Annotated in this window: 19 protein-coding genes; 6 read left to right on the forward strand and 13 right to left on the reverse strand. The window is 40.0% G+C overall.

The window, feature by feature from the left end:
• The first annotated feature begins 1 nt into the window (after position 1).
• Complete coding sequence (locus AAC000_RS10810; protein ID WP_339722591.1) at positions 2-1729, forward strand: SLC13 family permease; 1728 nt, start codon at positions 2-4, stop codon at positions 1727-1729.
• A gap of 53 nt (positions 1730-1782) precedes the next feature.
• Here AAC000_RS10810 and AAC000_RS10815 read toward each other — a convergent pair whose 3' ends face one another.
• Positions 1783-2175, reverse strand: coding sequence for an OsmC family protein (locus AAC000_RS10815; protein WP_339722593.1), 393 nt, complete (start codon positions 2173-2175; stop codon positions 1783-1785).
• Positions 2176-2380: 205 nt separating this feature from the next.
• Here AAC000_RS10815 and AAC000_RS10820 point away from each other — a divergent pair, with 205 nt between their 5' ends.
• Positions 2381-3124, forward strand: a complete 744-nt coding sequence (locus AAC000_RS10820) for a class I SAM-dependent methyltransferase (RefSeq protein WP_339722595.1) — start codon at positions 2381-2383, stop codon at positions 3122-3124.
• A gap of 88 nt (positions 3125-3212) precedes the next feature.
• On the opposite strand, the gene AAC000_RS10825 is transcribed toward AAC000_RS10820, so the two are convergent.
• Positions 3213-3404, reverse strand: a complete 192-nt coding sequence (locus tag AAC000_RS10825; protein WP_339722597.1) for a hypothetical protein — start codon at positions 3402-3404, stop codon at positions 3213-3215.
• Positions 3405-3913: 509 nt separating this feature from the next.
• Between AAC000_RS10825 and AAC000_RS10830 the strand changes: the two genes are divergently transcribed.
• From AAC000_RS10830 to AAC000_RS10840, 3 genes are all read left to right on the forward strand, one after another.
• On the forward strand, positions 3914-4549 hold the full coding sequence (locus AAC000_RS10830; RefSeq protein ID WP_339722598.1) for a cohesin domain-containing protein: 636 nt from the start codon (positions 3914-3916) through the stop codon (positions 4547-4549).
• A 124-nt stretch (positions 4550-4673) separates the two neighbouring features.
• A complete protein-coding gene (locus AAC000_RS10835) occupies positions 4674-8483 on the forward strand; it encodes a M4 family metallopeptidase (protein WP_339722600.1) in 3810 nt (1269 codons plus the stop codon).
• Positions 8484-8557: 74 nt separating this feature from the next.
• Positions 8558-9013: a hypothetical protein gene (locus tag AAC000_RS10840; protein WP_339722601.1), complete on the forward strand. Its 456-nt coding sequence runs from the start codon at positions 8558-8560 to the stop codon at positions 9011-9013.
• 288 nt (positions 9014-9301) lie between these two features.
• Here AAC000_RS10840 and AAC000_RS10845 read toward each other — a convergent pair whose 3' ends face one another.
• Positions 9302-9550, reverse strand: coding sequence for a DUF3297 family protein (locus AAC000_RS10845; protein WP_339722602.1), 249 nt, complete (start codon positions 9548-9550; stop codon positions 9302-9304).
• Between the two features lie 221 nt (positions 9551-9771).
• Between AAC000_RS10845 and AAC000_RS10850 the strand changes: the two genes are divergently transcribed.
• On the forward strand, positions 9772-10482 hold the full coding sequence (locus AAC000_RS10850; RefSeq protein WP_339722603.1) for a 2OG-Fe(II) oxygenase: 711 nt from the start codon (positions 9772-9774) through the stop codon (positions 10480-10482).
• A gap of 81 nt (positions 10483-10563) precedes the next feature.
• Here the strand turns inward: AAC000_RS10850 and rluF are convergent, their stop codons facing one another.
• From rluF to glgX, 10 genes are all read right to left on the reverse strand, one after another.
• Positions 10564-11298, reverse strand: a complete 735-nt coding sequence (rluF, locus tag AAC000_RS10855) for a 23S rRNA pseudouridine(2604) synthase RluF (protein WP_339722604.1) — start codon at positions 11296-11298, stop codon at positions 10564-10566.
• On the reverse strand, positions 11295-14108 hold the full coding sequence (locus AAC000_RS10860; RefSeq protein ID WP_339722605.1) for a DUF349 domain-containing protein: 2814 nt from the start codon (positions 14106-14108) through the stop codon (positions 11295-11297). Before AAC000_RS10860 ends, rluF begins: the two co-directional genes overlap by 4 nt.
• Positions 14098-14391, reverse strand: a complete 294-nt coding sequence (locus tag AAC000_RS10865; RefSeq protein WP_339722607.1) for a DUF1315 family protein — start codon at positions 14389-14391, stop codon at positions 14098-14100. Before AAC000_RS10865 ends, AAC000_RS10860 begins: the two co-directional genes overlap by 11 nt.
• A gap of 4 nt (positions 14392-14395) precedes the next feature.
• Entirely contained in the window at positions 14396-14722 is a 327-nt protein-coding gene (locus tag AAC000_RS10870) for a hypothetical protein (protein ID WP_339722608.1), read from the reverse strand.
• An 87-nt stretch (positions 14723-14809) separates the two neighbouring features.
• The gene (locus AAC000_RS10875) at positions 14810-16480 is read right to left on the reverse strand and encodes an AGCS family amino acid carrier protein (RefSeq protein WP_339722609.1); all 1671 of its coding nucleotides are present in this window, start codon (positions 16478-16480) and stop codon (positions 14810-14812) included.
• Positions 16481-16551: 71 nt separating this feature from the next.
• Positions 16552-17679 carry a M14-type cytosolic carboxypeptidase gene (locus tag AAC000_RS10880; RefSeq protein WP_339722611.1) on the reverse strand — a complete coding sequence of 376 codons (1128 nt, stop codon included), beginning with the start codon at positions 17677-17679 and terminating at the stop codon, positions 16552-16554.
• Between the two features lie 72 nt (positions 17680-17751).
• The gene (locus AAC000_RS10885; protein WP_339722613.1) at positions 17752-18282 is read right to left on the reverse strand and encodes a redoxin domain-containing protein; all 531 of its coding nucleotides are present in this window, start codon (positions 18280-18282) and stop codon (positions 17752-17754) included.
• 73 nt (positions 18283-18355) lie between these two features.
• A complete protein-coding gene (locus AAC000_RS10890) occupies positions 18356-19822 on the reverse strand; it encodes a glyceraldehyde-3-phosphate dehydrogenase (protein WP_339722615.1) in 1467 nt (488 codons plus the stop codon).
• A 309-nt stretch (positions 19823-20131) separates the two neighbouring features.
• A complete protein-coding gene (locus tag AAC000_RS10895) occupies positions 20132-20599 on the reverse strand; it encodes a hypothetical protein (protein WP_339722617.1) in 468 nt (155 codons plus the stop codon).
• Positions 20600-20669: 70 nt separating this feature from the next.
• Positions 20670-22748, reverse strand: a complete 2079-nt coding sequence (gene glgX, locus AAC000_RS10900; RefSeq protein ID WP_339722619.1) for a glycogen debranching protein GlgX — start codon at positions 22746-22748, stop codon at positions 20670-20672.

The following is a 22748-nucleotide window of genomic DNA, read 5'->3' on the forward strand; positions in this document are numbered from 1 at the left end:
TATGGACATTAATCAGTATCTGGTATTAGCCATTTTTGCAGGTACTATAATGGCGCTTGTTACCACTAACCAGCGCCCGTCTTTAATTTTTTCAGCTTCACTTTTAGCCTTGATTGCTAGTCAGCAGTTAGTGCTTGCTGATGTCATTCACAACTTCACTAATCAGGGCTTAATCACTTTAGTATTATTGTTGTTAGTCAGTTCAGCAGTAGACAAAACTTCACTAATCAAACGCTTAGGCAGAACATTAGTCACTGCAAATTTTAAAAGCAGTTATTGGCGACTATTTGGTTTGACCTTCTTTTCGTCTGCACTGTTAAATAACACCGCAATAGTGGCAAGTTTGATTGGTCCGGTAAAACAAAATCAATACCACCATGCTTCAAGGTTATTGATACCTTTGTCTTATTCAGCGATTTTGGGGGGGACTGTAACCCTAATTGGCACCTCTACTAATTTAATTGTAGATAGTTTTTTAATTGAACATGGTCATCCAGGTTTCAATTTTTGGGACTTCACCCTATATGGACTTGTAGCAGGTTTGAGCTGTGGTTTGTTAATGTTTTTAATGACACCTTTATTGCCAGAAATCGCCAATAAAAACACCCAATACAATAGCTATTTTATCGAAGCAGACGTAGATGCAGACTGTGAGTTAATTGGTAAAAGTGTCGAAGAAAACCACTTAAGAAACTTACCTGAATTGTTTTTGATTGAAATCGCCAGAGGCGGCAAACTTATCACGCCAGTTACTCCTGACGAGGTGATTCAACCTGGCGACAAACTCATTTTTTCCGGCAATATTCAACATGTTGGAAACTTAGGTCATATCAAAGGCTTAAAACTTTTTGCCGAGTCCAATGGTCTATTACGGGAAAACCTTACTGAAGTGATCATTTCTAATCGTGCACAAATCATTGGGCAAACCATTAAAGCATTAGGCTTTAGAGCATTATTTGATGCGGCCGTGGTGGCCATTAGACGAGACGGCGAATCCTTATCAGGCAAACTAGGCGAGATCAAACTGCAATCTGGGGATTTTTTACTGCTGGCTACTGGCCCAGATTTTATGCAAAGGCATAACCTCACCAAGAACTTTTTTATTCTCTCGGAAAAAAAGATGGAAACCAAACTCAGTCCCTCACAGGACTTGATCACCCTCGGTGGTTTCCTACTTACCGTTGCTTTGGCTGCTACGTCAATTTTAAACTTAGCCACAGGTTTGTTATTTTTTATTGCCATTTTGGTAATAAGTGGTGTGACGGCAAATAACGAGATTAAGCGCAATATACCTATTAATCTAATAGTTGTCATTGTAGGTGCGCTTAGCCTAGCGACAGCCCTTGAAAAGTCGGGGGTGATTACACAAATTATGGAATTGATTGGCCCTTGGGCTGCCAGTGTCAGCCCCATATGGGCATTAGTAATGGTGTATTTACTCACCCTTATACTCACAGAATTGGTCACCAATAACGCTGCTGCTGCATTAATGTTTCCATTAGCCTATGGGCTAGTGCAAACCTTAGGCCTGCCAATTATGCCTTTTGCATTAGCCGTCGCTTTTGCTGCCAGCGCCAGCTTTATTTCTCCGTATGGCTATCAAACCAATTTAATAGTATTTAGCGCCAGCAACTATAGATTCAAACACTTTATTAAGTTTGGTTTACCCATATCTGTATGTTACTCCACTATAGTATTAACCTTACTCAAATATTCTTATGGGCTGTAAAACCGAATTACAAAAAGCAGTGCTTAATCACACAATAATACTGGTTTAGCTCGCTATTCGGCGAGTTGAATTTCAAACTCAGGTATGGCTTGGATCACTTTTTTGACAGTACAAGTATTGGCAGCTGCCAATAAGGCTTTTTTATACTTTTCAGGGAAATTTTCAGGCAATGACACTGAAATGGCAAAACGTTTGTGATATTTATCCTCGCCTATAGTGACGTGTTCTTGAGTAAGACTGATCCCTTCAGTACTTATGCCCCGTGACTCACAGAATTTTCTAATATAAAAACCAGCACACAGTGGCATACTCGCCAAAAAATAATCAAAAGGTTCTGGGTATGACTCATCACCACCTGCCGATACACTCTGATCACTTATGATTTGGTGTTTACCAAAATTTGCTTGCAATTTTTGCCCTTCAAGTAAACTAATTTCTATTTTCATATCCAATACCTATTACCTAATCCAAACCTAATTTTAGTGTGTGAATGATACTGAGAGCAACCAAGTCATCCGTCAAGCATATATTCAAAACGTTACGCTGATTGATAAATATATGGCCATCAAGATAAAAATAGATTGCTAGAATTGCTGCTTAGTTTATTATGCGCCACCCCGCAATATTTCACCCTTTAATCACTAAGCTTATATGTCTGCCAACGCCCTCTATACCGACCTTTCAAGCTACTACGACTTAATGTGTGTCGATATCGACTACCAAGCTCAAAGCCACTGTATTCAAAGACTACAGCAACTTTTTGGCAACAAAGGTCGTAGCCACCTTGATCTCGCTTGTGGAACGGGACCACATGTTCGCCATTTTATTGATATTGGCTATCAGTGTTATGGTTTGGACATAAACCAACCTATGTTAGATTTAGCCACGAACCGTTGCCCAGAAGCGCAATTTTCACTGCAAAACATGAGTCATTTCAGCCTCGCTGAGCCATTGGACTTAATCACTTGTTTCCTATATTCCATTCATTACAACGATGGGATGGCCAATCTAAAAGACTGTATTCAAAGTGCACATCAAGCATTAAAAGCTGATGGTATTTTTTGCTTTAATGCTGTTGATAAAACAACAATCGACAATCAACTCTATGTAAAACATAGCGCCAAACTAGAAGGCAGTTTATTCACTTTCTGCTCTGGCTGGCATTATCCCGGTGATGGCAATAAGCAATCTCTGAAACTCAGTATTGAAAAAACAACTACTGAAGCAACCCAAATATGGCATGACGAACATGCCATGGTTGCGGTCAGTTTTGATGAGTTAAAAGACATGTTAACGCCATACTTTGAAGTCCATGTATTTGAGCATAACTATCAAAGGCTGCGCCCTTATGAAAAGTCCTCAGGAAACGCTATTTTTATCTGCGTGAAGCGTTAAGAAACGTCCTAATGGCTTATAAAACATGGGCTTTTTAAGAGCAAGATTGCGTTTAAGTTTTGACCCCTACCATCTTAGCTAAAGACTTTTACCTGCTATAAGGTTGGGACTTTAGCGGTGCTAACAACAAGTAAAATATCCAAGCAAACCAAGACACAAAAATGACAGCTAAAATCCATGCTAACTTTTCACCACCGCTAGTACGATCAGACACTCCAATTAGAATAATTGGAATGATCCACACAATAAAAAAGACTAAACCACATAAAAAAGCAAACATATTGAATTCTCCATTTATAACAACGTATTAAAAATTTAGTGATAGTAATTGTATAAAGCAAAGAGCATTCCAAAATTAAAATCCATAATTTTCAATATGTTAGCCACTGCAACAAAGCATCCAATTATAGGTTTTGGCTAAATAGTGGCAGTTTTCACTCAGTAGCTTAATTTCTTATAGTGAGATATCTCGAGAAAACTTATTTAATCATTTTATTAGACATTTCCGTCAACAGCATCTAGGGTAAAAAAACAACCGGTGTCAACTTTCTTTACAATAAATTTACCAAGAGAATTTAAGAAACTTATAACCACTTGAAAAATAAGAATATTATAATTTAGGTAAGAAAAATGCATAAGATATAACAGCAAATATTGCTACAACGCCCAGTTAACACCATTTCAATAGGATGACAATACATATTTTAATTGCACTTAATGAAAGTAAAACGAGTTGTTAGATGGGTAATAAATAAACACATATAAACTTTAAATTTAAAGGAATGATTTATGAAAGTTCTTCTTAAAATTGTTTTTGCCGTTAGTTTTATGTTTGCTATAAATGCAAATGCTAATGTGGTTTTAACTCTCGACCCCGCAAACCAAGACTCCACTATAGGTAGTGTAGTATCCGTTAATGTAATGATTGATGGACTTGGGAATTTTAATCCAGTCACTCTTGCAGCTTTTGATTTAAATATTGGTTTCGACACTAGTGCGCTATCTTTTGTTGGCTACAATATGTTTGATGGCTTGGGTGTCGCCTCTACTGACCCATTAGACTACGTCTTTGGTCTTTCAGAAGCCCTGGATACAAGTGCTGGTGAAGTTGCTCCAGGGGTTATTCACATTGGAGAATTAAGCTTTTTAGAGTTCTTTCAACTTAATCCAATTCAGCCAGGTAGCTTTGCCTTAGCTGAACTCCTATTTACTGTTAACGCCGAAGTGACTAGTGCCATTTCATTTCTAGGCGGAAATCTTGTCAATAGTTCTGGAACAGCCGATGTCATAGCTGATATTGAAATTAATAATGCGACGGTTACAGGTGTTCCAGCGCCAGCCGCCTTAACCTTGCTTGGTTTAGGGATTTTAACTATGTTAGTTAGGCAGAAACGTTATGCACCAAGTATCAAAAGTCTTAATTAACAAGACAAGGTAATTTCAAATTAAATAAAAATATAAAAATATAAAAATTCTTACAAACACCTGTAATAGCTGTCCAGAGTATTTTGGAATTTAAATATTTCAACTTTAATACAAGGAAATAAACATGCATCATGTTAGTAAAATTGCAGCAATGTTGTGTTTAACGTTAAACACAACTGGGGCGCTCGCTGAAAAAGCAAAAGGCGCCGAAAATCTTCTAGCTGACAGAGCAGGTCAAGCTCAAATCAGAGTCGATGAAAACACTGGGTACGCCCGTTTTATTCGCCTAACCCCTACTTCACAACTTGGCCCCGTAAAAGCACAAACAAGAAGTTCATCAGGAACTAGTGCTAAAGTAGATACAAGTGGCATTTCAGTCTCATTTCTACGTGACTATGGTAGTGCCTTTGGGGTACAAGATTTTGATTCTGAATTGACTTTAGTGGGTACTAATAAAGATAAATTAGGCTCAGAACATAGTATTTTTAAACAACAATATAAAGGGTTACCCGTTTTTGCAGGTGAATTAAGAACACACTTCAATGCAAACGGAGAAATGATTGCTGTAAATGGTAAATTTCTTACTGATATAAAAGTCGTCACTAAACCGATTATCACCTTATCCCAAGCGACTAGAACTGCTTTTATGTGGGTCGAACAGGATCCAACCAAAGCGATCACAGCAGAAACTTTAGGTAATAAAGAAGATAAAAGGGGCACCCCTGCTGCACTTTCCGCAAGTTCTAGTACCTTATTGATTTTTCGAGCTGGGCTTATAAAAGGCACGCCTGGTGAGGATCATCTGGCATACGAAATAGAAGTCACTAATGGTGCCGGCAGTGTGCGTGAATTTGTTTATGTTGATGCACTAAATGGTGAGGTGATTGACCAGATAACTGGTATTCATGATGCGTTAGATCGTAGAGCTTATGATGCCGAAAGTGCTGCACATCCAGGACCTAACTATCCAGAATTCCCATTTTGGGTAGAAGGCGATCCACTACCAACAGCCTCAACTGAAGCAGACAACATGATCTATGCATCGGCAGAAACTTATTCATTTTTTGATAACGCCTTTGGGCGAGATTCGTTTGATGATGCTGGTACCACTATGGATGCTATTTTTAATCGCGGTGATGCCTGTCCAAATGCCTCTTGGAATGGCACTTACATTTCTTTTTGTCCAGGATTAACAACGGATGATGTGACTGCTCATGAATGGGCTCATGCCTACACTCAATATACCAATAATTTGATATACCAGTGGCAGTCAGGAGCATTGAATGAATCTTACTCTGACATATGGGGCGAAACGGTTGATCGCATCAATGGTCGTGATGCCACAGCTAGTCCTGACGGGCCTCGAACAGACGGTAGTTGTTCAATTTATAATGAGGGTACAGGGGATGATAGTGTTCGTTGGTTGATGGGTGAAGATTCAACTGCACCTGGATTAACTGGTGCGCTTCGTGATATGTGGAATCCCAATTGTGCAGGCGATCCAGGTAAAGTGACCGACGCGCAGTATCACTGTGCAACTACTGACTTTGGTGGTGTTCACATTAACTCTGGTGTTCCCAATCGTGCTTACTCTTTGATGGTAGATGGCGGCACTTACAATGGCTATTCAGTCACGGGCTTAGGATTGACTAAATCGGCCCATATTCATTGGGCTGCGCAAAATATGCTCACTCCTTCTAGTAACTTTCGAGACCATGCTGACGCACTTGAAACGGCATGTAGTGCTCTAACAGGAATAGATTTATCGGATCTGAGCGATGGCTCAGCAACTGGTGAAGTTATTGACGGCACTGATTGCGCACAAGTTAGCGATATTATCGAAGCAGTCGAGTTTCACACACCACCCACTCAATGTGGTTTTGTCCCCATTTTGGCCGAAGCTCCAGCACTTTGTGAAGGTATGGGCGTTGTTGATTCATTCTTCAGTGAAGATTTTGAAGCAGGTTCTTTACCCGCTGGTTGGAGCGTTAGCGCCCACGATGTAGCGAACCCTACCACTTTTGATAGTCCAGGATGGTTAGTGGTTGATGACTTACCACCTGGCGCAATTGGTGATTTTGCAGCCTTTGCTCCTGACTTAGTTGCTGGTGATTGTGATGCAGATACAGAAGCAGGTGTCGTAAACATTGACAGTCCAGTAATTGTACTTCCTGCTTCACCCACTCCTCATGTTGCCTTTGACCACTGGGTTTCAACCGAAGCGGGTTGGGACGGTGGTAACCTTAAGATTAGTGTTAATGGTGGTCCATTTGTTGTAGTACCTGGTTCATCCTATTCATTTAATCCTTATAACGGTGTTTTGACTACCCCAACTGATAATCCAATGGGTGGCGAAGAGGTATTTACCGGTGCTGACGGAGGCAGCTTAAGCGGCAGTTGGGGCCAATCTCAAGTTGACCTTTTTGGATTGGCATCTCCTGGCGACACTATTAAATTTCGTTTCGACCTAGGTACAGATGGATGTAATGGTACAACAGGTTGGTATGTTGATAGTGTGGAAGCTTATTCTTGTTCAGCTGAAGTTCCACCAGTTTGTGGTGACAGCCAACTTGATATAGGGGAAATGTGTGATGACGGTAATTCAATCGGCGGTGACGGTTGCTCTGCTAGTTGCCAAGTAGAGAGCGGCTTCGCATGTACTCTTCCAACTGATCCAATAAATAGTAGCAATATTGTTGCTGATTGGAGCTTTGAAGGTGGTGTACCAAATAACGATTGGTTGGCCAGCAGTTCCGTAAATGTTGGCATTCCAGAGTTTCCTCTTTGTGGACCTGGTAATAGTTGTAATGGCTTCCCAGCTACTGGAAGTTGGTCTGTAATAATAGGTGGATTATCAACTGGCGTAACCAGCAGTGTGGCACAGGATATTACTATTCCTACAGCAGCTACAGAGTTAACAATGAAAGCTTCGCGAGGAATATGTGACGCTGCTACAGACTTCATTCAGGTAACCCTTGATGGTACAGAAATTGGCAGGGTTGTATGTGATTCAACAGATGGAAATTATGTTGCTTATACTTTCCCTGTTTCGCCTTTTAATGATGGACAGGTTCATAGTCTTGAAATAGGTGGAACAGTCGGAGGCACTAATGGCACACACACAAACTTCTGGGTTGACGATGTGGCTATTGAAGACAACCTTCCAAAACCACCAATGCCTAGTGTATGTAACCTAGTAGTTACAGAGCTAGCATGTAATGTTGACCCAGTTGGTTTCGATCTTGGTATTGCATCGAGCTGGACTGTTGTTGACAATGCTGGAACAGGTGTTATCTGGTCAAGTGTTGCTGATTCTGAGATAGGTGGAAACTTTACCGGTGGTTCAGGTGATGCCGCTACCGCCAATAGTGATGCCCACATATTTACTGAGTTCGACACTGAACTACACTCCAATTCATTCAGTTTAGCGGGTTGGACTGGCGCGACGTTAGAATATCTTGTGGATTACCAGAACCTTGCTAATCTAGACTTCCTTGATTTGGATATAAGCACCGATGGCGGCAGTACATGGAAAAACCTGCTCAGTTGGAACGAAGAACACCCAGTGGGCGGATTGTTTACCACTAGTGGTGAGGCTGTGTCGGTTGATTTAACGCATTATGCAGGTGAAACGGATGTTAAACTACGCTGGCATTACTTTGATCCGAACTCAGGTGATTGGGATTGGTATGCACAAATTGATGATGTTTCTTTATCTTGTGACAATGTGCCACAAGCTCTAAGATGCGACGTTAATCTAGATGGGTTTGTTGACATTAACGACGTAATGTTGATTATGAATTCTCGAGGTCAAGCTGCTGCAGATGGTGATCCCCGCGATAATGATGGAGACGGTGTTATCACCCTCTCTGATTCGCGTCAATGCATGCAAGTGTGTACGTTACCGCGCTGTGCTCCTGTTGCTCCTTTATAGATGTTGCTAGGAGCACTTCCGTAAACTAAAAAAGCTCGGCGTAAGCCGAGCTTCTTTTTGTGGAGAAGATAAATATGTACAAATTAATTTGTGTTTTCTTAATTGCCCTATCAGGTTGTTTTGCTGGCAACGTAATAGTAGCGGAAACCTCTAACGATAAAACTCCTCTATCAGCAATTCAACAAAACTCAACACTCAACCATGAAGCAATAAGTTCTGTCATTCCCCTAGGTACTATACAAGTAGCACATTATCAAAATTTAGAATTGCGTTTAATCGACATAGAAGATTCTCGATGTGCTACCGGTGAGACTTGTTTCTGGGCGGGCCAAATAGTGGTCACCCTTGAAGTTACAAATGAGGCGGGAGAAAAAGTAGCAATAAAATTAATTCGTAAACGCGAAGCAGAAATAGCTTATGCTTTTGGTTTTAGTTTACTTTTATTAGATGTCGCTCCCCATCCCAAAAAAGGCAAAGTGATTCAGTTGAGTGATCAAACTGTAACATTACAACTCGAAAAAGTGATGTAAAATGAAGACAACATTAGCTAATCGATTGCTTAAAAATGCTCTTTAAAATTGGGCAAATTTACTTGTGAATAAATCGTTTATGCCCTAAGAATAATGAATCTAGTGTATAGAATAGAAATTTCACAAATTACAGTAGAACAGCTTCATCTAAATATCGATTAAGCACCAATTTTCATACCGATGCTGTTAACACAAAACGTTTAAACATTTGTAAGCTATTGAAAGCGAGTTCAAAAAAACAGACGCTTCAATAGCAATACATGGTGATAAGGCTTTTAGACTAGCTATTTAACTATAAAACGCTTCAACCTTACCTTTTAGTGTTATCAATAGAGGCTGTCCTCTGCGGTCCAACGCTTTAGGAGAAGGGATTTTTACCCAACCTTCACTGATGCAGTATTCCTCGACATTAGTACGTTCTTTGCCGTTTAAGCGAATACCAACATTGTGTTCAAAAATTTCTTCTACATGATAGCGACTGCGAGGGTTACTCGAAAGGCGATCCGGTAAAGCGGGTAGTGAACTAGTATCGTTCATAGTAATAACCTGATTTAATAAAAGTGCGCTATTGTAGACAATAAAGAATTACTGCTCAAGAAATGCCGCAAGCTTTAAAGGCTTTGTTTAGTGAAATATTATTATTTTAATAGCAGTTACAGAGCTGGCCATTTCTACGCAAAGACTAGGAATCATGACTTAACCCTGTATTATGCAATTTTTCAGTAATTAACTAAAAATTCCAGTAAGTAGTGACAAAAATGTGGTTGAATCAGCAACAAATAAGCGATGTAGCAATACAAGGGTTTCGAAAGTCATTAAAACGCTCCTGCCCCAACCATATTGTGATTGATGACCTATTCACGCAAGCTAAACTTGATGAAGTCCTAAGGATGTTAAAACAATCACATGACTGGCAGCCCCAAAAACACACTTACTCTGCCTTATATGTCAGTAATACCCAATGGCAAAAAACCAACAACGCAGAGCGTTTTGTAAGGCGAGATGTGTGGCGTCGTAATACCGTCAACGCAAATACAGCCAATACCAATAACTTCGAAACAAACATCGCCCAAGACTTTTTATCATACTTACGCGGTAATGAATTTATGACCTTATTATCAGCTATTTTTAAAGTGCCATTAACCGATATAAATGTGGCCAGGCCTGAAATTAACACTAATTATTTTCGCTTAGGGCCTAAAGACTTTGTTTGTGAACATGCAGATGACTCCCCCGGAAGAGAAGTCTGTATGTTGTTGTATTTAAATAAAGAATGGAACCACAACGCTGGGGGAGAATTGATATTTAATAGTAACAAAGAGAGGCCGGTTAGTATTGCTCCACTGCACAACCGCTGTGTTCTGTTTGATCCTTCATCAGAAGGCTCAGAACACTGGGTGAAGAAGTTGAACTGTGAATTCGCTGAAACTTACCGTTATAATGTAACGAGTTGGTATTGGTCTGAATAATTTTTATATAGATAATTGCTGTGCCAGACCTATTCGAAAAACCTATGGGTACTAGCAAACGCAACTCATGCAAACAAATACCTAAACCGCCGTTTTACTCGACCCCTCTACCGCCCTGTTTATCTCATCCATCTCTGCAGTAGTTAAATCACGCCACTGCCCGACTTTTAATCCTGCCAAGCGCACAGACATAATGCGTGTACGTTTAAGCTTCACTACTTCATAACCCAAGTATTCGCACATCCGGCGAATTTGCCGGTTTAATCCTTGAGTCAAGACGATGCGAAACACCATTTTGCTTTGCATGGTAACTTCACAAGGTTTAGTCACTGTGTTTAAAATAGGAATACCAGAAGCCATTTTTTTAATAAAATTTTCGCTTAAAGGCCGATTCACAGTCACTACATATTCTTTGTCATGGGCGTTTTCGGCACGCAAAATTTTATTCACTATATCCCCATCACTGGTCAAAAAGATCAAACCTTCTGACGGTTTGTCTAAACGGCCAATGGGGAAAATCCTTTGTTTATGGCCAATGGCGTCCACAATATTGCCTTTGATATGTAACTCAGTGGTACAGGTGATGCCTACAGGCTTGTGATAAGCAATGTACACCCTGTCGGCTTTATCTGTGGCGCTGGCTTGAATGTGTTGACCATCAACTGTCACTACGTCACCAGGCGCAACTTTAGTGCCTAATTCTGGAATGATGTCGTTGATTCTGACTCTTTGTTGTTCTATTAGTTTGTCGGCTTCACGTCTAGAGCTAAAACCAGAGTCGCTGATAAATTTATTCAGCCTAATCAAGTTACTCATGAGTTAACAAACAAAGGTTCAATTCGCTTCAGTAAAGTGATGTCACTTTTACTTAACGCCCCCGCTCTAATCCACTCTTTAAGCAAAGATAACAAATCCAGGCTATCGCCCGTTTGTAATTTTTGTGCCATCAACTGCATTTGGATCCCTTGACGTTTTTTAGCGTCTTTTTTCGGTGAATCTTGTTGTGCGACTATTTCCATTTTTATGGTTAAATCATCTCTATCAGTATCTACTTTTAGGTCACGAAAACACTGTTGCCATTGCTTATTTAAATGAGTCACACTAGCAGGAATGTCGCTATCTGTTTGCCACTCTTTTAATGCCGTAAATAAGTCTTGATAAGTTTGACTTTTAGCCGCCTTTGCCAGTTCAGCTAATTTGAGTTGCTGTTGTTCAATGATGCTTTGGACGCGTTGTTCTAACGCTTTACGATCACGTATTGGCAAGGTATTGATAGCTTCAATGACACCTTGTTTATCTTGCAAAACATTTTGAACACTAACGGTATCGTCGGCGCTATTAAATCTAGCTTCAAATTGAGTGACCTGTTCTTTGACTAAAGCCACGTGTTCATTCACTTCGGCTTTTTGTTGTTGATGCAACTCCGACTTTTTGGCGAACAGGCTATCGTTTGCTTTTCTAAAAGCAGGCCATAATTGGGCTTCAGCTTTTTTGCCCGCATGCTCAATAGTTTTCCAAGTCTGTTGTAGTTTTTTCGCTTGTTCTATGGCTTCATCCACAGACTCTAACTCTGAAAGCTTTTCCGCTTTAGTTACCAGGGCTTGTTTTTGTTCAGCATTGTCTTGATAAAAAGCCGACACTTTATCTCTAAGTGGATTAAGTAACTTTTGGTAACTATCAAATAACGCATTGCGCTGCTTGAAGTCTACTTCTCCAATATTTTTCCATTTCTGTTGCACACTTCTTAACGCCTTTGCGAGCTCAGTTACGCTGCCTTGTTGCTCGTCTAACCCTTTAATTTCGGCCAAAATTTGCTGCTTCGCTAACATGTTATGTTCACGTTGTTGTTGTTGTTTATCGTAAAACTCACGACAAGGTGAAAATGCTTTTTCTATGGCTGTTTCAAAGGCTACATTTAAAGCTTGGTCAGATTCTGTATCTGTCTTACCTAAACTATTCCATTGAGAACGTAATGACTTAATTGCTTTGGATTGTGCATCAACATCTAAGGGCTGTGTTATCAACGCCTCAACTTCCACCAAAAGTGCGGGTTTGCGAGGGGCGGCAATGTAATCTTGCCAATCTTTTAGGTTTTCAATTTGTTCTTTAACGTTAGTAAAAGCACGTTCTAAATACCCTTGCTGCTTCTCTGGCAGTTCACTAAACCACTTTTGAACTTTTTGATATAACCCCATAGCGGCCTTAAACTTGCCTTGATTTATCAGGCTTTCAACCGCTCTAAGTTTGTTTTTACAACGAGAAACCTCTCCATCTACTTGGTTTTTTAAGACTTTGATTGCTTGTTGCCAATTTTTTAACTTTTCATTCCACTGTTGTGACAACGATTTTGGCATATATTCTTGATAACTAGCGACAGTGTTTCGCCATTGATGCCTTTGTTCTCTGAGGTATTCTTCTGCTGCTTCGATCTGGCTGGCGTCGCTGGGTAAAGTTAAATCATCCATTTTTTGAATCAGTGCTTGGCACTCTTGAATGGCTTTTTGAAATTCAGGGAGACTCGCCAAGGTATGTAAACTAGACGACAATTGATTGTTTAGTTGTTCTAGTTGCCTATGAGTCGTTGATTTAGCTGCGGGCAATTGGCTAATTAACCCTTGTAACCGCTCAGTAAGTTGATTCATTTTTTGCACAAAAGAAGCGACTTCCGATGTACTCATTTCACTGATACGTGTATCTAATTGTATCCCTAGCTCAGTCAAACATTGTTCCACCTCTTGCACCAACATTTGCATGTTTTGAGTAAACGCCAATTCAGCTTGTTTCGCTTGCCACTGCGGCTTTAATAAGGCGATACTGCGTTCAACTCGTGCAGATATATCAGCATATTTTGTCTCAATTTCACTACGCTTAGGTTCAGGTAAACAGGAAAAACGTTCCGATATTTGTGTGTACTGCTGAGTGAGATCTTTTTGCTGTGCTTGAATAACCAATAAATCATTATGATCTTTCAACGCCAATAACCGAGATAGCAACATTTTGACTTGCTGTTCAACTTCAATTGGCGCTTGTTCTGCCCTTAACCAACTTTGAAGTTTATCGTTAGCTAAAGCTTGTAATTCACTTGAAGAGTTTTTTTTGTGGATTTTATTCAGCAACTTACGAGATTGAGCAGTATCCGCTAAAGTTTGTAATATCGCAATTTGCAAACTCTCATTTTCAGTTTCCAACAAGAGTTTATCTTGTAATTGTGGTTTATCTGCTTTTTGCAATAACCCCATTGCAAGTTGGGTATCTTGTTGCACCCATGGTTGCATCAGCAACTTTTCGACTATTCGCATATCCCGTGTTTCAAGAATAAATTTACGCTTTTCATTCTCGGATAAGGCATTATTTTTTTCATCTAACAAAGTACTTTCAACGTATTGCTGGGACTTTTTTAGGACTCTTTCATTTTTGGCAATTTCTGACATTTTGTACCAAAGCGTAAAACTATCGAGTTTTTGCAAGGCAGCCAGACTGACGTTCACATCTGAATCGTTAAAAGCCAGTTCATGTAACACAGACTTTTGTTGCGGATCTTGACTATTCAGGTTTTCTATTGCTTGAAGACGCACCTGAGGATCAGGATTTTGATGTTTGGAACGAAAAAGGTGCTTAAAGATCATCCTGTTTAAACCGCGCTATTGTTTGAATGTTATTAGAAGATTGTTTGAGTTCTTGCTGCAGTGACTCTCGGCTTCGATGCACAATTTCACCGTCGGCCCCCACTGTCATGTGTTGGTCTGATTTGAGTACTTTGGCTTGATAATACATCACCGCTTGCATAGACGTTTCGCGCTGTTGCTCGGTAAGTGGCGAACCGTCCAACCATTTACCCGTCGCCACTGCTTGCAGCAATTTTTGGTAAACTGGCTCAGACATAGACGTTAATAATGCAATATTATCCATTTTCTTAATTAGACCTTTTTAACAATATCAAACGCACTCGGTTCACTATGTACCAAACAAACCCCACTATCGAGACTCCAATTGCAAGGTTATGTTGCAAACCACCCGGCTCCGCATTACCCCAATACATAAATCCAAACCCGGCCACAAATAACAACATGGCAATCATAGATTGAGTCTGAATTTTTTGGCCTTTGAGGTACTTATTTAAGCTTTGTTTACGTGCTATATCTTCGGCATCAGCTGTACCTAAACCAAAACCACAATGTTGACAACTTTGTGCTTTATCTGACATTTTTTTACTACAAGAAGGGCAATCTATTAGTGCCATATCTTTTACTCCAAACTTCGATAGCCTACAAAGGTTCAAAATAGAAAAACGCGACTAATAGCCGCGCCTGTTTCAAACCTTGAAGGGTTATTTATTTTCTTTATTAAACTTGGTCCAGTACTCTGCAACCGAGTCTTTCATTTCTTTTCGCAGTAAGAAAATACCAAATAAATTAGGTAAGGTCATTACTACTATAGCAACGGCAGACAGCGTCCATACTAATGTAGTATCTGATACTGCAGCCCATACAAATCCCGCCACATAAACTACGCGATAAGGCATAACTGACCGAGGACCAAATAAATAGGTCATCGCCCTGTCGCCATAATACGACCAGGCAATAGCAGTAGAAAATGCAAACAACAATAATCCAACGGATACAATATATTTACCCGATTCACCAAAAAATCCTTTAGTAAAGGCTAAGGCAGTAAGACTGGCTGAGTGAATTAATGACTCACCTCTGACAATGATATTATCTTTAACTAAGTTACCATCCACTACTTTTAAGGTACCGGTGAAATTGTCTTCTGGTTCACCTAAAGAGAAAACAACATTGTCTGCAAAGGAGCGAGCATTAAAAATAGTAAAGCCTTTACTCACAGCTTTACCATTAATCACTTGAATCTCACCATTAAAGTCAGTGACACCATGCCCTTCAATACCGTTTATATAGGCGTAAAGAGTTTGTTTATCTTCTTGACTGGATTCAACATAGTCTCCCGCCAATATGTACATGTCGGTGCGATCGAAAGTATTCATATGTTTTTCTTTCCAAACCCCAGAGGAAAGAATAACTAAGCCTGTAATAGTACAGATAAGAATAGTATCGATAAAAGGTTCAAGAATAGACACCATACCTTCAGCTACAGGTTCATCCGTTTTTGCTGCAGCATGAGCAATAGGCGCAGAACCCTGCCCGGCTTCGTTTGAAAATAAGCCACGATTAACACCACGGTTAAAGGCGTAAGCAATGGTTGCTCCTAAAAACCCACCAGTCGCAGCGGAGCCAGTAAAGACATCAGCAAATACAGAAACAAAAGACGGCCCAACATTTTCCAAATTAGCAAATATTACGGTCAAGGCACCCACTACGTATATCAATGCCATAAGAGGCACTATTTTTGACGTAACAGCGGCAATACGGGTGATCCCTCCCAAAATAACCAAAGCTAAAAGTATGCCCAAAATACTGCCTACGAGTAGTGGATCAAAACCAAAGGTCGATTCGATACTGGTCGCAATACTGTTACTTTGCGGCAAATTACCGGTTCCGAATGAGCTGATTACTGTGGCAACGGCAAAAGCGACCGCTAACCATTTCATGTTCAAACGTTTGTCCATGTAATACATGGGACCACCCGCCATAGTGCCGTCTGGGGTTTTATCCCGATATTTATGAGACAAAGTCACTTCGACAAACTTAGTTGTCATTCCGAAAAAAGCAGTGGCCCACATCCAAAACAACGCAGCAGGTCCACCTAAAAATAGTGCGAAAGCTACGCCACCAATATTACCTGTACCCACTGTGCCCGAAAGCGCGGTAGTTAAGGCTCTAAAATGTGAAGTATCACCAGGAGAATCGGCTTTATCATATTTTCCTGTGACTACTTTCCATGCGTGCTTAAAATACCGCACTTGTGGAAATTTTAAGTAGATAGTGAAAAACAAACCAGTACCTAATAACACATATGGGAACCACCAAGCTCCCCCCAACATGCCATCCATCGATTTCAATAAATTATGAAAAGCTTCCAACGATATTCCCCTTAATTTTTTGTCGTTTTATTTTAATTATTCTAATTATTTTTATTGTTTGAAAAATATTTCTAGCGAAGAATATCAACTACAGCGCGCATGGCAATTAATACATCTTCACCTAATTGTTTACAGCGTGCCGGAGACCAGCCATAAACAGGGTCTGGCAAAGTAATATTGTCTTTAAAGGGCATTTCCAAGGTGTAAGATAAACAATCAAATTCATGACCGATAGCATTAGCAGCAACCGTTAAATTGCCTTTACCAGGCTCATCTTTATCGTAACCATGTTCATCTTGAAACTCTGGCGTGGCGACCATTAATGCCGACTTAAAACTGTTTTCTAACGTTTGGAGTCTATTACTATAATTAGGATTACCTTCACAACCGGCCACAAAGTTATAGGGTAAAGCCTCGTCCCCATGTACATCCAAAAACATATCTACACCTGTTACTTGCATTTTTTGTTTTACCAAAAATACTTCAGGGCTGTTTTCCATGCTAGGTGCTTGCCACTCACGGTTTAAATTCACGCCTTTAGCGTTAGTGCGTAAATGGCCTCGCGCAGCACCATCAGGGTTCATATTAGGTACGACATAAAACACAGCTTTATCGAGCAAATGGCGTGCTAAGCCATCATCTTCATCTAATAAACGTTCTAAAAAACCCTCTACTAGCCACTCAGCCATAGTTTCGCCAGGATGTTGGCGAGCCGTCACCCAAATCGCTTTTTTGCCTTCTTCTGGTTGGCCTACTACCAACAAAGACATATCGCGACCATCTAGGGTTTCACCTAAAAATTCTTGACGGCACTCAGCTGAGTTTTGTGCCCAGCTAATTAAGTCTAAGTGCCGCTCATAGCTATAGGGCGCAAAATAGGCATAGTAGATATTTTCAAATTCTGGTGTATGTGCAATAGTTAAGGTGTCACCGTCAAATTCACACTCTACTCTAAACCATTCCTGTCTGTCATAAGACGCCACAGCCTGATAGTTTTGCCAACCACCTGGATAAGCCGACTTTTCTAAATCAGTAATGGTTATCTGGTGAGAAATAAAACTTTGGGTTTCTAACTTAAAATGAAACCACTGATAAAATTCAGATTGGTTGTCTTTGCGGATACTGAGTTGAATATTTAACGGATCTTCTGCGCGGATAACTTGAATATTTCCGCTATCAAAATTGCTGCTGATTCTCACTTTTTGGTCCTGTGGAGATTTGCCCCGAGTAATTTATCACAGTCACTAAAAAAAAGGACCATGGATAGGCGTTTATCCCGAAAAAAACTGCCTTAATCTTAATCCCAAAGCAGTTGAATAGCCGAATGATTTCGCCAGCACTTTTTGTTGTTCGTCCATTATATAGTAGGTAGGATAGCCTTGAATTTTAAATTGTTGTTTCAGCTCCTTGTGACCTAACAAAATTTGACTTGAAATTTGATGTTCATCAGCAAATGTTTGAACTTCTTCTAGGCTTGAGTAATCCAGCGCAATTCTAACAATGTTGACCTTATCAGCATTTAAATACTCAAGGTTACCTATGCTCAATGAGCAGACACTGCACCAAGGCGCAAAAAAATAAATAAGGGTAGGTTTATCTGATTCGAATACTGTGTTTACTTGACCATCAAGCCCAACCAACAATTGTGCATCGAATTCAATATGACTATCTACCTCAAGCATATTGCGTGATTGCCAAGTCGTAATTGCCAAATATATTGCCACTATAACCAGAATATCACGAAGTAGAATATGCCATTTAGTGGCTTTTAGTTTGTTGTAAATTTTGTTCAAAAAAAGCATCCTTTGTAACCCTAATAGAATAAAACCCGCCGAAGCAGGTTTTTATTACATTAGTTTGCAAATAACTGCCCGGTTACCATAATTTACTCGGCAAAGGTTCTGGTAACGTAGGGTATACCAAATCAGCCATATGCTGCAGTACTTTCATTACCTGACAACTATAGCCAAATTCATTGTCATACCAAACGTATAAGGTGGCCCGATTTCCAGCCACTATTGTTGCTTGTGAGTCGACTACTGAAGGGGCCCGTGTCCCCACTAAATCTGTGGATACAATTTCTTTCGAGGCGGTAAAATTAATTTGATGTTGTAGGGGTGAAAATAGCGCTATGTCTCGCAGATAGTCATTGATAGCGGTTTTATCGGTTGACTCGCCTAAATGCAAATTCAATATCGCCAAAGAGACATTAGGTGTGGGCACACGAATTGAACTACCGGTCAATTTACCCTGTAACTTTGGATAAGCCTTAGCGACAGCCGTCGCGGCTCCGGTTTCGGTAATCACCATATTTAATGGCGCACTTCGTCCGCGGCGATCACCTTTATGAAAATTATCAATGAGGTTTTGATCATTAGTATAAGAATGCACCGTTTCTACATGGCCACTTTCGATACGGTATTTTTGATCTAATGCTTTAAGTACAGGGGTAATGGCATTAGTGGTGCAACTGGCAGCAGATAAAATATTATCTGTCGGCAAGATATCATTGTCATTTACGCCGTAAACAATATTTTTAATATCCCCTTTACCAGGAGCCGTTAAAAGCACTTTTTTTACACCTTTAGACTCTAGGTGTTGCCCTAGTCCTTCTTGATCACGCCATATTCCCGTATTATCAACAACTATTGCTTGTTCAATACCATATTTACTGTAATCGACTTCTGTGGGGTTATTGGCATAAATCACTTGGATATAAGAGCCGTTAGCCTTAATCGCATTTTTTTCTACATCGATTGTAATACTGCCATTAAAAGGTCCGTGCACAGAATCCCGTCTCAGTAGACTGGCGCGTTTTTCTAGATCACCTTCTTTACCTCCACGCACTACAATGGCTTTTAGACGCAACTTGTTATTGGTACCTTGCCTTTCGATAAGTAGTCTTGCTAATAATCGCCCTATTCTGCCAAAGCCATACAACACCACATCTTGGGATTTTTGTTGATCTTTAACATTGATAATACTTTTGAGTTGGATAGAAAGATAATCTTCAATAGATTGTGTTTTGTAGGCGGGTTCATAGTGATATGCGTAAGCTAACCTACCCAAATCAATGTGTGCAGGAGCCAATTCCATGTCGTTAAGTGCTTGTAACAATGGCCAACTTTCTCTTAGCCTAAGTTTACTTTGTTCTTTTAACCTAACACTACGATGGGCTTTAATTATATCAATGGCACTGGCGCCCAATAAAGGTCGACCATATACCGATATTTCAATGGCTCTATTACGATAAAGTTTACCTAATACTGGCTGCATTTGTTCGGCATACTCTTGCCTTTCTTGCCAACTACTAATGAGTTCTTGCTCTAACTGCTGATTCATAAATTGTTGCCTAATTCCCGGTAGTCATATCAAATTCGCGGGCATTCTAATCAAGGAAACACAAACCACCAAATTGTTGAAAAATTACCAATTACCTAAAAATTCGTATCTTGGACTCTATTTATAGGTAATTAATTTTCAGTATTAAAGATAAATGGCTCAAGAAGATTGTTAGTATTGATAATTAGCAAAATCAACGATCAAAAAAGCATTTTTAATGTGCAATCATGAAATTAACTTTCATTAAATAACATGACTTTTATAACAAAAAAGTCAAAATTTCCCAGTTAGTTAGGCTTATTTACACGATTATTTGCGATTGGGGTAAATGAACGAATGTTTCTCAAAAAATTGTTGCACTTGTTGTTGTTCTAAATCGAGGTTGATTTCCGATAACCAAGCGATAGCCGAATTGATATCCGGTAAAAAAGCAAACTTTAAGTCAGCCTCTTGATAAGCTGGCGTCAATTGATTTTTAATAGTGTTTGCTATATCCGAGTCGAGGATCACCACTGCTAATGCTTTTAACCCCATAGATTTTCTGATTAAGGTGTGTTTCGCAAATGAATTAAAGGTCGAAGGAGGCATTAAACTCTCACCATACAAACAGCTAAGCGTACCCCAAGGTTTTGATAAGTCTAGTTGTGCTATATTTTCCCCCATTTCTCTAGCTCCCCGTTTCATGGTTTCATCGTTCCAGGGGCCTCGCGCAGAAAACATAATAGTTTGCAGAGAGCGGCTAACGACATAATCTCCGTGCTCAATCGAATGTTTCATTTTACTTCTCTAAACATATTACTGCATATTCAGGCAATTCATCTTATTCTTGACTGTATGCAAAAATCAATTAGTTATCAACTGAACACCTAAATACACATATACTTCTAAATGCCTGCATATGTACTTGTTTTATCAGCACATCAGGTTGTTCGGACCACCTTGCATATCGTGTATCCAGCATAATTCTCCAGCCCGTATCAGCACCCAAATCGGGTAAATGAAAACGTACATCATGGTCACTGGCGTTAAAGACTAATAACCAATGTTCGTGATGTGAGATCTCTTCTCCGTTGGGACCACATAACTCAACCGCAAAGGCTTGATTATTGTGATTTTGCCAATCATCTTCTAGCTTTCGTTCGCCATCGGGTCGGTACCAATTGATTTTTTCAACATTATGGCCCAACGAATAACCGTCATCTTCTAGATTCAGGTGATTGAGGATCTCACTGCCTTTACGTAAAGAAATAGCCTGCTGGCAAAAAGTTAAAAAGTCTTGCTTTTGTTGATTTAATGTCCAATCAAACCAGCTAATTTCATTGTCTTGGCAATACGCATTATTGTTACCTAGTTGGGTACGACTGAGCTCGTCGCCACCCAATATATGGGGGACACCTTGGGACAACATTAAGGTGGCAAACAAATTTCGCTTTTGCCTTTCACGCATAGCAAGTATTTTACTATCTGTAGTGGGGCCTTCAACACCATAATTGGCAGATACATTATGGCCATGACCATCGCGGTTTTGTTCACCATTTGCGTCATTATGACGTTCGGCGTAACTGACCAAATCATGCAACGTAAAACCATCATGGTAACTCACATTATTGACCGAGGTGAGAATTGAACGGGCCTCTTTAGGAAATACATCACGAGAGCCTAATAAACGCGTCGCAAAGTCACTAGTGTGACCTTTATTACCGCGCCAAAACGAACGTACTGTGTCTCGATATTTGTCGTTACATTCCAGCCAATTCGACGGAAACTGGCCTAATCGATAACCGCCGTGACCTATGTCCCAAGGTTCAGCAATGAGTTTCGTTTTGATTAATACTGGGTCTTGACGAATTGTTCGGAAAAACCCTGACAGCGACGAAAATTCATAGGGGTCACGACCTAAACTGGCAGCGAGATCAAATCGAAAACCATCCACACCCATTTCTGTGGTCCAATAACGCAGCGCATCCATGACCATTTTAAGGACATAGGGAAACGCGGTATTGACACTGTTGCCGCAGCCTGAATTGTTGACATATTTATTGTAATCCACCGCACCATATTCATTACGATCGAATAAATAAAATGAAGAATTATCAAACCCTTTAAATGACAATAACGGACCTTCTCCGTCTCCTTCGGCAGTGTGATTAAACACTACATCTAAAATAACTTCGAGGCCTGCTTCATGTAGTGTACTGACCATAGTTTTAAATTCAGCCACACCGTCTTCTACGGCATACCTTGGCTCAGGACAAAAATAATTAATGGGATTATAACCCCAGTAATTTGTCAGTCCTTTATTTGTAATGTAGGGCTCTGGCATAAAAGCAGCCACTGGCATTAGCTGAATAGTGGTAACACCTAAAAATTTCAAATGGCTAATCACTGATGGGTGACATACCCCTAAAAATTTACCTTTATGAGATTCAGGTACATCGGGATGCAACTGTGTTAACCCTTTAACATGAGCTTCGTAAATCACAGTTTGATCAAGAGCAGTCTCGGGTTTTAGAAATTGCTGAGCATTGCCCTGGGGATTTTGCACTATGCCCTTGGGGATCATATGTTGGCTATCCCCTTCATACTGTGTCTTATTCCAAACAGCAGGTCTATTTAGGGCTTTTGCGTAAGGATCAATGAGTAACTTTTGATAATCAAATTTCTGCCCCATATGTACATGGTTTTCTCCAATCACCCTGTATCCATATAATTGACCTGCTTGAATATTATCAAGCTGACAATGCCAAATTTTGCCGGTTTTTGCCGGCATACTTATCACTGCTAGCTGTTCTTCAGTGTCTTTGTTAAATAAACATAATTCAACACCGTCAGCGTTAGGGCAATGCACCGCAAAATTACATCCTACTTTCCCAATAGTGGCACCTAAGGGATAGGGTTGCCCTTCTGAAACAACAAATTTGGACAT

This window comes from uncultured Paraglaciecola sp. (assembly GCF_963977085.1).
GTDB lineage: Bacteria > Pseudomonadota > Gammaproteobacteria > Enterobacterales > Alteromonadaceae > Paraglaciecola.

Coding starts and splice junctions, on each gene's coding strand:
- AAC000_RS10825 (WP_339722597.1), bottom strand. CDS start 3,404: ATGTTTGCTTTTTTATGTGGTTTAGTCTTTTTTATTGTGTGGATCATT.
- AAC000_RS10820 (WP_339722595.1), top strand. CDS start 2,381: ATGTCTGCCAACGCCCTCTATACCGACCTTTCAAGCTACTACGACTTA.
- AAC000_RS10830 (WP_339722598.1), top strand. CDS start 3,914: ATGAAAGTTCTTCTTAAAATTGTTTTTGCCGTTAGTTTTATGTTTGCT.
- AAC000_RS10835 (WP_339722600.1), top strand. CDS start 4,674: ATGCATCATGTTAGTAAAATTGCAGCAATGTTGTGTTTAACGTTAAAC.
- glgX (WP_339722619.1), bottom strand. CDS start 22,748: ATGTCCAAATTTGTTGTTTCAGAAGGGCAACCCTATCCCTTAGGTGCC.
- AAC000_RS10860 (WP_339722605.1), bottom strand. CDS start 14,108: ATGATCTTTAAGCACCTTTTTCGTTCCAAACATCAAAATCCTGATCCT.
- AAC000_RS10815 (WP_339722593.1), bottom strand. CDS start 2,175: ATGAAAATAGAAATTAGTTTACTTGAAGGGCAAAAATTGCAAGCAAAT.
- AAC000_RS10895 (WP_339722617.1), bottom strand. CDS start 20,599: ATGAAACATTCGATTGAGCACGGAGATTATGTCGTTAGCCGCTCTCTG.
- AAC000_RS10870 (WP_339722608.1), bottom strand. CDS start 14,722: ATGGCACTAATAGATTGCCCTTCTTGTAGTAAAAAAATGTCAGATAAA.
- AAC000_RS10810 (WP_339722591.1), top strand. CDS start 2: ATGGACATTAATCAGTATCTGGTATTAGCCATTTTTGCAGGTACTATA.
- AAC000_RS10890 (WP_339722615.1), bottom strand. CDS start 19,822: ATGAATCAGCAGTTAGAGCAAGAACTCATTAGTAGTTGGCAAGAAAGG.
- AAC000_RS10845 (WP_339722602.1), bottom strand. CDS start 9,550: ATGAACGATACTAGTTCACTACCCGCTTTACCGGATCGCCTTTCGAGT.
- AAC000_RS10885 (WP_339722613.1), bottom strand. CDS start 18,282: ATGCTTTTTTTGAACAAAATTTACAACAAACTAAAAGCCACTAAATGG.
- AAC000_RS10850 (WP_339722603.1), top strand. CDS start 9,772: ATGTGGTTGAATCAGCAACAAATAAGCGATGTAGCAATACAAGGGTTT.
- rluF (WP_339722604.1), bottom strand. CDS start 11,298: ATGAGTAACTTGATTAGGCTGAATAAATTTATCAGCGACTCTGGTTTT.
- AAC000_RS10840 (WP_339722601.1), top strand. CDS start 8,558: ATGTACAAATTAATTTGTGTTTTCTTAATTGCCCTATCAGGTTGTTTT.
- AAC000_RS10865 (WP_339722607.1), bottom strand. CDS start 14,391: ATGGATAATATTGCATTATTAACGTCTATGTCTGAGCCAGTTTACCAA.